This window comes from Ruegeria atlantica, assembly GCF_013032005.1.
GTDB classification, from domain to species: Bacteria; Pseudomonadota; Alphaproteobacteria; order Rhodobacterales; family Rhodobacteraceae; genus Ruegeria; species Ruegeria atlantica_A.
In genome coordinates this window covers 1-14421 of sequence record NZ_WQBE01000017.1, presented here as the reverse complement: position 1 = coordinate 14421, position 14421 = coordinate 1, and the positions used below count along the sequence as shown (strand labels likewise).

The following is a 14421-nucleotide window of genomic DNA, read 5'->3' as shown; positions in this document are numbered from 1 at the left end:
TCATTCCTTAGAAACTTCTAGAATAAGTTCCTGCCGATACGGGTTCTCCGGAGTATAGATTATTGAGGGAAACGAAGAGATATTCGGTGCGTTGGGATAACCCGATGGCTCGATACACACACCACGCGAAGTGCGCCGCGGTTTTTTCAGCTCATAGCCCGAATAAACCTGTGCTCCGGGCTGGTCAGAGTAGACTGTCAACGCAGTGCCAGAGGGTGAAGTGAGTTCCGCCACTGGAGCCTTTGGGCCGCGATCATGATCAAAGCAGAAATAGTGATCAATCCCATCAGGCACACTTCCAATCATATTGGGCGTTGAAAAATCCAACCCGTTTTTGTTGGTCGCAAGCACTCTGCCCGACGGAATACCCTGATCGTCGATGTCCAGATACCGATTTGAATTTAGTTTAAGCGTATGCTGGTCTACGCCTTCTGCGGCACCCAAAGTGTAGTAGTTGTGTTGCGCAATGCTTATCGGCGTCGGCCGGTCAGGTTGTGCAGCTACTGAATAGACCAAGCGTGAACCCTGTAGGCAGATCCTGACCTCGAACCTGATTTCCCCTGGAAAGCCGCTCTCCCCATCGCGAGAAACGTAACTCAACAGGGCCTCATTCTGTGCAATCTGTTCGAATTCCCAGAACTGTTTAGACAGCCCATCGTCGCCGCCATGCAGGGTGTTTTTGCCCTCATTGGCGTTCAGTTCAAAACTGGCACCATCCAATTCAAACGTCGCGCCACTGATCCGGTTGGCTACGCGCCCAACAATTGCGCCCAGGTAACGCGTATCGGCGAGATACTCATTTGGGTCCTCGAACCCAAGGATGAGAGGGACGTCCTTGTACCACCAACCCTGCGTGATAGCCCCATAGTTCAGGACCGAAACACGCATATCCCCGTCCGTGATAATAGCAGGTTCAATCTCAGAGGCTTTACCCGTTTCTGGTTTCATCTTACTGCCAGCGGCGCAAGCGCCTGATAGAATTGCTTGTATCTCCGGTATTCGTTTTCGTAGGCGTCAATCAGATCGCCGTGTGGTTCGATGCGTTCCTGAATTTCCGGCTGCGTCATGACTTGCGCTGGTTCCGCATCGTTAGCAGCACATATCGCGAGGCGCGCAGCGCCCATTGCGGCACCGAATTCGCTGCCTTTTGGCAAATCCAGCGGAACTTGCAAAACGGTAGCCAAAGTTTCCAGCCAGAACCGAGATCGTGCACCTCCCCCTACTGCAATAAGGCTATTTGGCTGGGTTCCTGTGCTCTTCAGTGCTTCTAGGCAATCTCTCATCCCAAAAGAAACACCCTCCATTACGGACTGGGTCAACTCAGCGGGTTCCGACGAGATGTCCACGCCCAAAAACGCGCCTCGAATATGGCTATTGTTATGCGGTGTCCGTTCTCCTGACAGATATGGCAGGAAGGTGGTCGCTGTAGGTCCGTTCAGTTTTTCAGGCATAGCTGCAGCAAGTCTTTCCACGGGTTCATCCAGATTGCGAGCAAGCCAGTTCATGCTGTTCGTTGCTGAAAGCATGACACCCATTTGTATCCACCGATCAGGAACCGCATGACAAAAACAGTGTACGGCTGTTTCCGGATCAGGAGCATAGGCTTCCCGCGCAACAAGCAACACGCCAGACGTTCCGAGTGAGACAAAACCGATGCCGTCGTTGATGCTCCCAATCCCGCAAGCTGCGGCAGCATTGTCGCCAGCACCTCCAGCCACGACAACCGGATTCGAAAGCCCCCACTCCTGCCTCAAACGGACCTTCAACTCTCCACCCGGATCACTACCTTCGACCAAGCGCGGCATCTGCTCGACACGCATGTGACCTATGGCCAGCGCCCTTTCGGACCACTGCCGAGTGTCAACGTCCAGCCAGGATGTTCCTGCGCTGTCAGACATGTCCGAGATATATTCGCCAGTAAGCCAAAACCGCAAATAATCTTTCGGCAGCAGTACCTTGTCTACCTTTGAAAACACATCCGGCTCGTGGCTGCGCAACCACTCGAGTTTCGGCGCCGTAAACCCGGGGAATACGATGTTTCCCGATATTGCGCGCATCTCTGGCGATTGATCCAGTATCCTCGCCTCATCAGCTGACCGTGTATCGTTCCAAAGAATACAGGGTCTCAATATTTCGCCATCAGAATCCAGTAGTGTAGCGCCGTGCATGTGTCCGCTTAGGCCAATACCTCGCAATTTTGAGAATGCTTTCTGGTTGCCGACGCGAAGCTTCCCAACAACCTCGTCGCAAGCGTTGGTCCAATCCAAAGGATCCTGCTCAGACCAACCAGGCTTGGGCGTCGAGGTGGAAATGCTGACTTCGGCATCACCGACAACGTGTCCTGAGTCATCTACCAGAATCCCGCGGAGACCTGACGTTCCCAAATCTAAGCCCAGATACATTGAGCACCACCTGTCTAAATATTTTAATGACTAAAATTATTTGAAACAGAGATCTTGTCAAGGCTCCGTCAAAGGAGTGCCTTCCAATCGTTTCTGGATCAGAACGCTCGAACGCGACGTCCTTCGATACCCCCGATAGCCAAAAGAAAACCAGAGCAAGAGTTGAGTTTAATCGTCTGCCCGAACATGGCTCAAACCTCTTAGAAAAGCCACTTTGGCGAGAGGCAAGATTTAGACGAATATTTCCCCAGTTTGACCGACCGTTAGCGTTCCACCATTAACCACTTCGACATAGACGCCCATATCCATATGGCCCATCAATTTCCGAATAAGGTAGGGTACTTTTAAGTCGCGCTCGGCCGTTTTCGGGTTCACTTCAGTTGCTGCACACCTTTTCGTACGTGAGAGTATCTTCAATTCGACATGGCCAAATCTTAAAACTGATCCAACTGCATCCAGCTCAGCAAACGAAGGTAATCCGTCTATCTCAATATTCGCTCGGAAGCGCGCCGGGTGAATTTCTGCGTTCAGTTGTTCGCCCAACTTTTTCACAGAGGCCAGATTCAAAACGGATATCGCGTTCATCATTTGCGGCGATACGACAGATACATCTGTAAACCTATGAGGAGTAGAAGAGACAAACTTTGGCAGCTCTGGATCTTTTAGGTCGATCTCTGAAGAAAGAAACTCTGCCGCCTTCTCCCGATCTTCAGACTCTCGCATATCAAAGCGTCGTGTCTTTCCGTTCGCATTGATCTCAAGTGCCTGAGATTCAATTTCAAAACCGGTCTGAATGCCTGCCAGTGCAGCCTCGTTCAACAAAACGACAAAACGATCTTTCGGCAGTGGCATTGGGTTCTGCATGTCGAAACCGGAGTTGTAGCGAGCAAATCCGAACAGGCGATCGCCCGGAATGCCCTCTCCTGCTCGCAGCGTCACAGTTCGCATAGGCTCGGAACTCAAGCCTTTAATAGGGTAGCGGTTCAATCGGACGATGGAGGGATTGCTCATACGTCAACACCTAACCAAAAAGAGTTATGCACGGTCCCGAGTTGTCCGCGCTGTTTGACGCTATCTCGAATTCTCAAAGGTATCGACCAAATAATCATTGAACGCTTCAGAAGCGGGTTCTCTGAACCTGTTGGCCGCATGACGGCTGCGCCCATTTAAGTCGATATGACCATTCAATACTTCGCTGCCAAAAATACATGCGCATCAAGTTCAAAGAACAATTTCTCTAGGAATCAATAGCTAAGAAACAAAATTTGCGATCTCTACTGGTCTCTTGAGGTACGAACCTCAAAAATATCTGGACTTGAGGTGCGTACCTCAAATAGCCTTGGATGTATGCCGCGATTCGCACATCCTCGATTGACGGCGCAAAAAAGGGAGGAATGGATGACTTACACAAAACTGGCCTCAGCCAGCGCAATAGTCTTTGCCGCTACTACTCTTTCTACCAAGGCAAATGCTGAAGATCTGACACTCTGTTGGGCTGCATGGGACCCGGCCAACGCGCTTGTTGAGCTATCAAAAGAATTTGAAGCAGAATCCGGCCACTCGATGAACTTCGAATTTGTTCCCTGGCCAAATTTTGCGGACCGGATGCTGAATGAACTGAACTCTGGAGGTAAGCTCTGCGACCTGCTGATTGGTGACAGCCAATGGATCGGCGGCGGCGCCGAAAACGGTCATTATGTCCAACTGAACGACTTTTTCGACGCTGAAGGCATCAGCATGGACGACTTCGCACCTGCCACAGTTTACGCTTATTCAACCTGGCCCAAGGGTACACCAAATTACTACGCGCTGCCTGCGATGGGTGACGCAAATGGCTGGTTCTATCGCAAGGACTGGTTCGAAAACCCCGAAATTCAAGCCGCATACAAAGAAGCAACTGGTCAGGACTTACGCGAGCCCGAGTCTCAAAAAGAACTATTGCAGATCGCGCAGTTCTTCCAAGGTCGTGAGATCGACGGCAAGACCGTCTATGGGGCAGCAATCTTTACCGAGCGCGGCTCGGAAGGGATCACCATGGGTGTGACCGGAGCACTGTATCCTTGGGGCTTCAAATACGAAAACACCCCGGGCTCATATGATATGGAAGGCGCAGTAAACTCACCGGAAGCGGTTGAGGCGCTGGAGTTCTATAAAGAATTCTACAAAACGGCGACGCCTCCTGGATATACCAACTCCTACATGGGTGAGAGCTTGGATGCATTTAAGTCCGGTCAGGTCGCTATGGCTATGAACTGGTTTGCGTTCTTCCCTGGTCTATATGCCGATCCCAATACAGGTGGTGACAAGATCGACTTCTTCGTGAACCCACCACAAAATCAGCCAGGCTCGACACTCGGCGGACAAGGTATTTCTGTCGTCAGCTACTCTGACAAACAGGACGCCGCACTTGAGTACATTAAGTGGTTTGCACAGCCGGAAGTTCAGGCCAAATGGTGGGAACTTGGAGGCTATTCGGCACATAACTCGGTTCTGGAAGATCCTGGTTTCGTAGACAGCCAACCGTTTGCCGGTGACTTTCTGGAAGCAATGGCTGGAGTTCAGGATTTCTGGCAAGAGCCCGCCTATGCGGAACTGCTGCTGGCAATGCAGAAGCGTATCCACGACTACGTGGTTGCCGACCAAGGCACAGCTCAAGAAGCGCTAGATCTTCTGATCGAAGATTGGACGGAAGTCTTCGAAGACGAAGGCAAGCTGTAGTCTGGAGGCAGCTAGGAGCGGGTGCACTCCCGCTCCACCTTCACCCGTGTGTCCGAAACCAAAAAGAACTGGCAAAGAGATGTCTGACAGGACCGTAGATCGCGTTGCGCAGGCAACGCCCGAGCGAGTTGCGCGAAAAATCCGAGGGTTATCCGACCGCGCGATCGCCTGGATATTCATCTCACCAACGATTTTCTTATTGCTGGCGATCAACATCTTTCCGTTGATCTGGACCATCCAACTAAGCTTTACCAACTACAAGGCCAACCGGATCGGGCGTGAAGTCAAAGATGTCGGGCTCAGGAATTACGAGCGTATCCTGACAGACTCGGACACATGGCTGAATATGCAGGCGACGGCGCATTTCCTGTTCTGGACAATTTTTTTCCAGGTCCTGATCGGGTTTACTCTGGCATGGCTGATCAACAAGAAATTTAAGGGCAACGATCTTTGGACCACGATTATCGTGCTGCCGATGATGCTGTCTCCTGCAGTCGTCGGGAACTTCTGGAAGTTCCTGTATCAACCTCAAATCGGCCTGTTTAACTACATCGTGTCCTGGTTTACCGGCAAGGACCCATCGAGCTTTGAAATGCTGGGATCGGTCACGTTGGCCCCGTGGGCAATCGTGATTGTCGACACCTGGATGTGGACCCCCTTCGTGATGCTGATCTGTCTGGCCGGTCTGCGCAGCATTCCCGACTACATCTACGAGGCAGCTGAGATCGACCGAGCCAGTAAGCTGCGGCAGTTCTTTACGATCACCATCCCGATGGTGTTGCCGTTCCTGATGCTGGCCGTGCTGTTTAGAGGGATCGAGAACTTCAAGATGTTCGACCTAGTGGTTCAGCTAACCGGTGGAGGGCCCGGTTCTGTTACGGAACTCACTTCAATCAATCTCAAGCGGGAGGCTTTTGAAAAGTGGCGTACGGGCTATGCCTCGGCCTATGCGATCATCCTTTTCGTCACCGTGTTCGGCCTTGCGTCGATCTACGTCAAAGCCCTGAACAAGGTGAAACAGAGATGAGTAATTTTTCCGTCACTGAACCTTCGAACCGGTCCAAGTGGATCGCAGGCTTCTTGGTTATTACTTACGCGCTGATCACGATGATCCCGCTGGTTTGGATTTTGCTAACTGGCTTCAAGTCTCCAGCCGATGCGATCAGCTACCCGCCCAAGGTTGTCTTTGACCCAACGCTTGAAGGCTACGTCAATCTCTTCACCACACGCACGCGGCAGACGCAGGAATTTCTGGAAGCGAACCCACCGCAGAACTGGGCCGATGAGATCGTGCGCCAATACGACATGGTGATTGTCGGACCATCCAAATTCGGTGAGCGCTTTATGAATTCAGTTATCATCGGATTCGGCTCGACGTTCTTGAGTATCTTTCTTGGCACGCTGGCCGCCTACGCGTTCAGCAGGTTCAAAGTCCCACTAAAGGACGACCTGCTGTTCTTCATCCTCAGTACAAGGATGATGCCCCCGGTCGCTGTTGCCATCCCAATCTTCCTGATGTTCAGAAACCTTGGGCTGAGCGACACGCATCTGGGAATGATCCTGCTGTATACGGGTGTGAATATTTCCCTGGCGGTCTGGTTGCTGAAGGGGTTCATCGACGAAATCCCAAGAGAGTACGAAGAAGCCGCCCTCATAGATGGCTACACGAGGTTTCAGGCATTCTACAAAGTGGTGCTGCCGCAAGCCGCGACCGGCATAGCCTCAACAGCTATCTTTTGCCTGATCTTCGCCTGGAATGAGTACGCGTTTGCCGTGCTGCTGACATCCGCGAACGCACAGACTGCACCACCGTTCATCCCGACCATTATCGGTATCGGCGGTCTGGACTGGCCTGCCGTGGCGGCCGGTGCAACGATCTTCCTCATCCCCGTCATGATTTTCACCATCCTGATGCGCAAACATTTGCTGCGTGGGATCACATTCGGAGCCGTGCGCAAATGAGCGACTTTCTAACCGGATTGATGCGGCTCCGCCGCGGCCCATGGGAGATGGTCGCAACCATCCTTATCGCACTGGGTGTCTTTATGCTGATGCAGCCCTTTGTCCTTTGGGCCTTCACCTACTCTTTCATCGTCACGCTGATCGGAACCGTCATGTTCATCATCGTCAGCCATTTCCCGGAGTAGAAATGGCCCAGATCGTAGTCAAAAACGTAAAGAAGATGTTCGGCGACTTCACGGCTGTCCGCGAAAGCTCGTTCACGATTGAGGATGGTGAGTTTTTCATGCTGCTCGGGCCATCTGGCTGCGGAAAGACGACGACACTGCGGATGATCGCAGGGTTGGAGCTTCCAACGTCGGGTGAAATCTATCTGGACGGTGAAGAGATCAGCCAGCGGCCGCCATCAGAACGGGACATTGCCTTCGTGTTCCAGATGTTCGCGCTGTATCCCCACATGAACGTGCGCAAGAATATCAGCTACCCCCTGATATCGCAGGGCATGCCGCGTGCTGCTGTCAAAGCCAAAGTAGAGGAAGTCGCGGGAATTCTGGGGATCAACGACATCCTCGATAGCCCAGTGGGTGGACTTTCAGGTGGCGATAGACAGCGCGTAGCGCTGGGTCGCGCGATTGTTCGAGAGCCCAAGGCGTTCATGATGGACGAGCCCCTTGGTGCCTTGGATGCTGAGTTTCGGGAACACATGGCCGAAGAGTTGCGTGCGCTTCATGATCGCATGGGGGCGACCACTGTGTACGTCACGCATGATCAGCTGGAAGCCATGCAAATGGGCGACAAGATCGTGGTGATGAATAATGCTGTGATCGAGCAATTTGGCACACCTCAGGAAATCTACGACAAACCGGCGACGATGTTTGTGGCGGATTTTATCGGGTCTCCTTCGATGAACTTCCTGCCGTTTCAGGGAAAGGTCGAACCCGGCTCGGAAACGGTCCGACTGAACGGCCATGACGAAGCCGTGCCCAAGCTGATGGAAGGGGCCGAAGGTGAATTGGTTTTTGGCGTTCGCCCCGAACATGTTTTTCTGTCGGATGCGAGCGAATACAGGGCCAAGGTTCTGGCCGCAGAATACCTTGGAACCACCCAGATCGTAACATTGCAAAGTCCGAACGGAGAACTGAAAGCCCGTATTGATGCACGCGAGGTCGTCAGTCCCGGTGAGACAGTGGGATTGGAGTTCCGCTCCCCCGCAGTAACTTTGTTTGAAAAATCTACCGGGCGCGCGTTGAGGTCCGCTCTGAACGACGAGGTACTAAGCAATGGCTGAAGTCGTTTTGGAGAACATCTCGAAGTCATTCGGCAACGTCACAGCGGTGGATGATATCTCAATGACGATCCCCAACGGTGCCTTTGTGGTGTTGTTGGGTCCGACTGGCGCGGGAAAAACAACGACACTGAGATTGATTTCAGGGCTTGAGAAACTGGATTCAGGAACAGTGCGCATCGCCGGGCGTGACGTTGGAATAGACACTCCTGCTCAGCGCGATGTAGCAATGGTCTTCCAGCAATACTCGCTGTACCCGCATATGACAGTGCGGGAAAACCTGTCTTTCCCTCTGCGGTCGCCGATCCTGAAAACATCAGAGGATGAGATCACGAGGAAGGTAAACGAAGTCGCTGAGATCCTCCAGATCCCGCACAAAATGGACAACAAAGCCACTGAATTGTCTGGCGGTGAAATGCAGCGCGTTTCAATTGGACGGGCGCTTGTGCGCGACCCCCAGATATTTCTGATGGACGAACCGCTCAGCTCTCTAGACGCCAAGCTACGGGCGGATTTGCGGGTAGAACTGAAGAGAATTCAGGCAGATCTGGGATCGACTTTGCTGTACGTGACCCATGATCAGGTCGAAGCCATGACAATGGCGACGCACGTCGGGGTTTTGGAAAACGGCCGGTTGGTGCAGTACGGAACACCCCGGGACATTTATGAAAACCCTGGCAGTGTTTACGTAGCCAGCCGGTTGGGTCTGCCTCGGATCAACATCTTGCCGTCCGAATTGTTCGGAGGCGATCACAAAGGCCCGCAGATTGGCCTGCGCCCGGAAAACATCATTGAAGGCGAAGGCAGTGAAGCGCGTGTGATACGCGCTGAACATCTTGGGGATCAAACGCGGTTACACCTGGACTTAAACGGTCACCCGGTTGTGACCTTGATTGATGTCCATCAGGACTATCCATCTGGAAAATCTATAAAAATCCGCCCACACAACCCATTGTATTTTGACGCGTCCGGCGCGCGAGTGAATTAAGGAGCAAAAGCATGGCCCAGTTCCTCAACACAAAAGAAACCCTGGTGACAGAGGCCATTGATGGTCTTCTAGCCTCCTCCGGAGGGCAACTTACCCGATTGGACGGATACCCGCATATCAAGGTTGTCTACCGGTCGGATTGGGACAAGTCCAAAGTCGCCTTGGTTTCTGGTGGAGGGTCTGGCCACGAACCCGCCCATGCGGGCTTTGTTGGTGCTGGTATGCTTACGGCCGCGGTCTGCGGGGAAGTCTTTGCATCCCCATCAGTCGAAGCGGTTTTGGCGGGCATTCTTGCGGTCACGGGTGAAGCTGGGTGCCTGCTGATCGTCAAGAATTACACCGGTGACCGGCTGAACTTTGGACTAGCGGCTGAACGCGCCCGTGCTTTGGGTCGCAAGGTAGAGATGGTCGTCGTTGATGATGACATCGCACTGCCCGACCTTCCGCAACCACGTGGCGTGGCAGGTACGTTGTTCGTGCACAAAATAGCCGGAGCGCTTGCAGAAAGTGGTGCTGATCTGGACACCGTCACCGCCGCAGCAAGACGCGCCATAGCCAAGGTCGTCAGCATCGGTATGAGCCTGGACACCTGTACCGTTCCGGGATCTCCGAAAGAAGACAGGATCGCCCCCGGGAAAGCAGAGCTTGGCTTGGGTATCCATGGCGAGCCCGGTGTACAGCAAGTCGAATTCTCAAATGCTGTATCGGCCATGTCCACAGTTGTGGAGAAGCTGAAACAACGGGTGGGGTCCGGGGATTGTGTGGCGTTGGTCAACAACCTGGGTTCTACAACGCCGTTGGAAATGGCTGTCCTCACGCATGCCTTTTCCGAAACTGGTATTGCCCATCACATCATAGGCCCGGCCCCAATGATGACATCGCTGGATATGCATGGGTTTTCTGTTTCCATTCTGCCGGTAGATCAGAACGATTTATCGGCGCTAAAAGCGCCTGTTGGCCTGGCGGCTTGGCCCGGCGTCAATTCTATCGACCCGATAAAAGTCGCACCTCTGCCTGATGGTTTGACTCCTATCGATCCAATTCCTTCGAACAATCCCGCCACAAGGGAAACGATCACCCGGTTGTCTGAACTGCTCATCAACGCAGAGAAGAACCTGAACGAGCTGGACGCAAAATCCGGAGATGGCGATACAGGAAGCACATTGGCGACGGCCGCAAGAGCCTTGCAAGACAGCCTTGACCGCATGCCGCTTGCTGATCTGACGCAACTGTTTCCGGCATTAGGTAATGAGTTAAGCCAGACAATGGGTGGTTCTTCCGGCGTGATACTCGCAATTTTCTTCAACGCAGCTGGCGATGCCTGTGCGAGCGGGGCTTCGGTACCGAAGTCTCTGGTCGAAGGACTGAATCGCGTCAGTCAGGTTGGGGGTGCCAAGGTCGGTGACAGGACAATGATTGACGCCCTGGCACCTGCACTTGCCGCACTACCATCTGGTCTGACGCATGCAGCGGAGGCTGCCCGCGAAGGCGCGAACAACACCGCAAATATTCGTCGTGCGAAGGCGGGCCGCGCGGCCTATGTTCCCGAAGAAAACCTAGTTGGACATAACGATCCCGGCGCTGAAGCTGTTGCTTTGTTGTTTGAAGGCTTGGCACGGGAGATTGAGGGCTGAAGAACACGTGGAAGATCAAAAACAAAAAATAGAATTGGTGAAAAAGCCAACCGTTAATGACATCGCTCGCGTGGCGGGTGTCAGCCTGGCGACCGTTGATCGGGTCTTGAACAGGCGCCCCGGCGTGCGAGCAGTGACTGTACAGAAAGTACAGAAGGCGATTGATCAGCTGGGGTATGTGCGCGACACCGCCGCAGCCAATCTGGCGCGAAACCGCGTCTACAATTTCCTCTTTGTTTTACCAGACACGGACAACGAGTTTGTGGAGGCAATAAGCAGTCAGATCGCTGAACAAACACGTGACCAATTTATCCAACGGACGCGCATTGCAGTAAAGAACGTCGCTCCGTTCGAGCCGCAAGATATCGTCAACATTTTAGATGCTGTCGACAGTTTGGACGTTGACGGAGTCGCCGTTTTCGGGCCCGAAACACCTTCAGTCCGCGACGCTGTAAAAAGGCTCAGGGACAAAGGCGTTCCGGTTGTTGCCTTGGTGTCTGACTTGCCAAGTTCTGAGCGAGACCACTTTGTCGGAATTGATAACGTTTCGGCAGGACGAACCGCCGCTCAGCTAATGGGAAGATTTGTCCATCGCGAAGGCAAGGTCTTGGTTCTTACAGGATCTCGTTTGGCGCGTGACCATCTGGAGCGTCGTCAAGGCTTTGACCTTGTTGTGGCTGAGGAATTTCCGAACCTGGAAGTCGCAGCGTCTGTCGAGGGCCGGGATGACCCGGATCTGATTTACAGGATGATGCCCGAAATCTTTGAAACCTATCCGGATCTGGTTGGAATATACTCGTCAGCAGCGGGCAATGCGGGCCTGATTCAATTTCTTTCAGAGAACAAACTCAGCAAAGATCTGGTGATCATAGCTCATGAGCTTACTCCGCTCAGTCGTGAGGCGCTTAGGCTTGGCACATTTGACGCTTTAATCTCGCAAGATACCGGGCACATTGTTCGTTCTGCCGTCCGTCTATTGCGCGCAACTTCGGACAAGGTTCCGTTCAACAAAGCACAGGAACGTATCCGTATCGACATCTATCTGAAGGAAAATTTACCGCCATAGAGGCTCAGGTTTTGGGGAGGAAATTTTATGAAAACAATCAAAGGTCCAGCTTTGTTTCTTGCGCAATTCGCGGGGGACGAAGCGCCGTTCAATTCGTGGGACGCGATCACTAAATGGGCGGCTGACTGTGGATACAAGGGCGTTCAGGTTCCTAGTTGGGATGGCCGGTTGTTCGACCTGGAACAAGCCGCATCCAGCGCCAGTTATTGTGATGACTTCAAAGGCAAAGCCAAGGAAAATGGCGTCGAAGTCACTGAACTTTCAACCCACCTTCAGGGCCAACTTGTGGCCGTTCACCCGGCCTATGACAGCGCGTTTGATGGTTTTGCAGCCGAAAGCGTCAGAGGAAACCCGAAAGCCCGGCAAGAATGGGCGGTAGACCAAGTTAAAAAAGCGCTATCTGCTTCGAAAAACTTGGGTATTACAGCGCATGCGACATTCTCAGGCGCATTGGCATGGCCCTATGTCTATCCTTGGCCGCAGCGCCCTGCTGGCTTGATCGAAACGGCATTCGAGGAGCTTGCTCGTCGTTGGGTGCCAATACTGGATCACGCCGAGGAATGCGGCGTTGACGTCTGTTACGAAATTCACCCAGGTGAGGACCTCCACGACGGCGTGACGTACGAAATGTTTCTTGAACGGACAGGCAATCACCCACGCGCTTGCATGTTGTACGACCCGTCGCACTACGTGCTGCAATGCCTCGACTATCTGGACAATATCGACATCTACAAAGATCGGATCCGGATGTTCCATGTCAAAGATGCCGAGTTTAACCCGACCGGCCGGCAGGGTGTTTATTCCGGGTATCAAAGCTGGGTCGATCGTGCCGGGCGCTTCCGGTCGCTTGGTGATGGCCAGGTGGATTTCGGGGCGGTCTTTTCAAAAATGGCAGCGAATGACTTTGATAGTTGGGCAGTTGTCGAATGGGAATGCTGCCTCAAACACCCCGAGGATGGAGCGCGCGAAGGTGCTAAGTTTGTGTCAGATCACATTATCCGTGTTACCGAGAAAGCCTTTGATGATTTCGCTGATGGTGGCGCAGACGAAGCAGCCAATCGTAAAATGCTGGGGATTGAATGATGGTCACAGGACGCAATGAAGAAACCTCAGGCCGCATTCGACTTGGCATGGTTGGCGGCGGGAACGACGCCTTCATAGGCGGCGTTCATCGAATAGCGGCGCGACTGGACGACAAGTTTGAATTGGTTGCCGGTGCTTTGTCTTCGACGCCAGAGAAATCTCTTGAAAGTGGTCAGGAGTTGGGGCTCGAACGGGTCTATGAAGACTTCAAACAAATGGCGATAAGGGAAGCCCGACTGAAATCCGGAATTGAGGCGGTCTCAATTGTCACGCCAAATCACGTCCACTATGCATCCGCGCGCGAGTTCCTAAAACGCGGTATTCACGTAATTTGTGACAAGCCACTCACCTCGACCCTTGCCGATGCAAAAAAGCTGGTCAAAGCAGCGGAAAGCGCGAATGCCCTATTCATACTGACCCATAACTATACGGGCTATCCAATGGTCCGGCAGGCACGTGAAATGGTTGCTGCCGGAGAAATTGGCAAGATCCGCGTGGTTCAGGTTGAATACCCCCAGGACTGGCTGACCGAGCAGCAGGATTTCAAACAGGCTGAGTGGCGAACCGATCCCGAACGCTCGGGCGCGGGTGGATCAACCGGTGACATCGGGACTCATGCTTACAACCTCGCTTGCTTTGTAACCGGGCTGAAGGCGGAAAGCTTGGCGGCGGACTTGCAGGCCTTTGTGCCGGGGCGCAAAGTCGATGACAACGCGCACGTGTTGCTTCGATTCGAAGGTGGAGCGCGCGGTATGCTGTGGTCGTCTCAGGTGGCCCCCGGCAATGAAAACGCACTTCGTTTACGCGTCTATGGCGAAAAAGGTGGGTTTGAGTGGTCTCAGGAAGATCCCAATTATCTTTGGTTTACGCCATACAACGAACCCAAGCGTTTGATCACCCGAAATGGTGCTGGTGCTGGTGACGCAGCCAATCGGTTGAGTAGAGTTCCTCCGGGACATCCAGAGGGATATCTTGAGGGGTTCGCGAATATCTATGGAGAGGCCGCAGAGGCAATCCAAGCCTTCCGAAATGGGATTTCACCTGACGGGTCGGTTGTTTATCCAACGGTTCATGACGGACTCAATGGTGTTAAATTTGTGGCCGCATGCGTGCAAAGCTCTTCAAGGAATGCGGCTTGGGTCAGCTTAACTTAAAATCTGATTGTGGGCATAAGGCAGAAATCTTGGAAGGCAGCACGGCTATCTGCCAAAAACCGAAGCGCACCCAACCTCTAGGGTCAGGACCCATTGATTTCCGCTTGGCTGCGTGATTCACGGTTCGAAAAT

At 53.0% G+C, this 14421-nt stretch carries 13 protein-coding genes; 10 read left to right on the top strand and 3 right to left on the bottom strand.

The genetic code is table 11. The annotated features are described in order from the left end of the window. From GOX21_RS20435 to GOX21_RS20425, 3 genes are all read right to left on the bottom strand, one after another. Positions 1 to 948 (bottom strand): aldose epimerase family protein, encoded by a 948-nt coding sequence (locus GOX21_RS20435; protein WP_170379755.1) that lies wholly within the window; start codon positions 946 to 948, stop codon positions 1 to 3. After that, positions 945 to 2402 (bottom strand): xylulokinase, encoded by a 1458-nt coding sequence (gene xylB / locus GOX21_RS20430; protein WP_170379753.1) that lies wholly within the window; start codon positions 2400 to 2402, stop codon positions 945 to 947. The genes GOX21_RS20435 and xylB overlap by 4 nt, the downstream gene beginning before the upstream one ends. Positions 2403 to 2633: 231 nt before the next feature. Continuing rightward, positions 2634 to 3413: an MOSC domain-containing protein gene (locus GOX21_RS20425; RefSeq protein ID WP_170379751.1), complete on the bottom strand. Its 780-nt coding sequence runs from the start codon at positions 3411 to 3413 to the stop codon at positions 2634 to 2636. Between the two features lie 387 nt (positions 3414 to 3800). On the opposite strand from GOX21_RS20425, the gene GOX21_RS20420 reads away from it, so the two are divergent. The 10 genes from GOX21_RS20420 (at position 3801) to GOX21_RS20375 (ending at position 14289) form a co-directional block, all read left to right on the top strand. Next, positions 3801 to 5120, top strand: coding sequence for an ABC transporter substrate-binding protein (locus GOX21_RS20420; RefSeq protein WP_170351994.1), 1320 nt, complete (start codon positions 3801 to 3803; stop codon positions 5118 to 5120). Positions 5121 to 5199: 79 nt separating this feature from the next. Beyond that, positions 5200 to 6147, top strand: a complete 948-nt coding sequence (locus GOX21_RS20415; RefSeq protein WP_170332156.1) for a carbohydrate ABC transporter permease — start codon at positions 5200 to 5202, stop codon at positions 6145 to 6147. After that, positions 6144 to 7082, top strand: a complete 939-nt coding sequence (locus GOX21_RS20410) for a carbohydrate ABC transporter permease (RefSeq protein WP_170351995.1) — start codon at positions 6144 to 6146, stop codon at positions 7080 to 7082. The genes GOX21_RS20415 and GOX21_RS20410 overlap by 4 nt, the downstream gene beginning before the upstream one ends. Then, the gene (locus GOX21_RS20405; RefSeq protein ID WP_010442360.1) at positions 7079 to 7267 is read left to right on the top strand and encodes a hypothetical protein; all 189 of its coding nucleotides are present in this window, start codon (positions 7079 to 7081) and stop codon (positions 7265 to 7267) included. Before GOX21_RS20410 ends, GOX21_RS20405 begins: the two co-directional genes overlap by 4 nt. A 2-nt stretch (positions 7268 to 7269) precedes the next feature. Then, positions 7270 to 8367, top strand: a complete 1098-nt coding sequence (locus GOX21_RS20400; RefSeq protein WP_170379749.1) for an ABC transporter ATP-binding protein — start codon at positions 7270 to 7272, stop codon at positions 8365 to 8367. Continuing rightward, positions 8360 to 9352: an ABC transporter ATP-binding protein gene (locus tag GOX21_RS20395; RefSeq protein ID WP_170379747.1), complete on the top strand. Its 993-nt coding sequence runs from the start codon at positions 8360 to 8362 to the stop codon at positions 9350 to 9352. The genes GOX21_RS20400 and GOX21_RS20395 overlap by 8 nt, the downstream gene beginning before the upstream one ends. Positions 9353 to 9363: 11 nt before the next feature. Beyond that, positions 9364 to 10986, top strand: a complete 1623-nt coding sequence (locus GOX21_RS20390) for a dihydroxyacetone kinase subunit DhaK (RefSeq protein ID WP_170379744.1) — start codon at positions 9364 to 9366, stop codon at positions 10984 to 10986. Between the two features lie 7 nt (positions 10987 to 10993). After that, a complete protein-coding gene (locus GOX21_RS20385) occupies positions 10994 to 12052 on the top strand; it encodes a LacI family DNA-binding transcriptional regulator (protein ID WP_170379742.1) in 1059 nt (352 codons plus the stop codon). Positions 12053 to 12079: 27 nt separating this feature from the next. Next, positions 12080 to 13135, top strand: coding sequence for a sugar phosphate isomerase/epimerase family protein (locus GOX21_RS20380; protein ID WP_170379740.1), 1056 nt, complete (start codon positions 12080 to 12082; stop codon positions 13133 to 13135). Then, complete coding sequence (locus GOX21_RS20375) at positions 13135 to 14289, top strand: Gfo/Idh/MocA family protein (protein WP_217353059.1); 1155 nt, start codon at positions 13135 to 13137, stop codon at positions 14287 to 14289. Before GOX21_RS20380 ends, GOX21_RS20375 begins: the two co-directional genes overlap by 1 nt. The last annotated feature ends 132 nt before the right edge of the window (positions 14290 to 14421 follow it).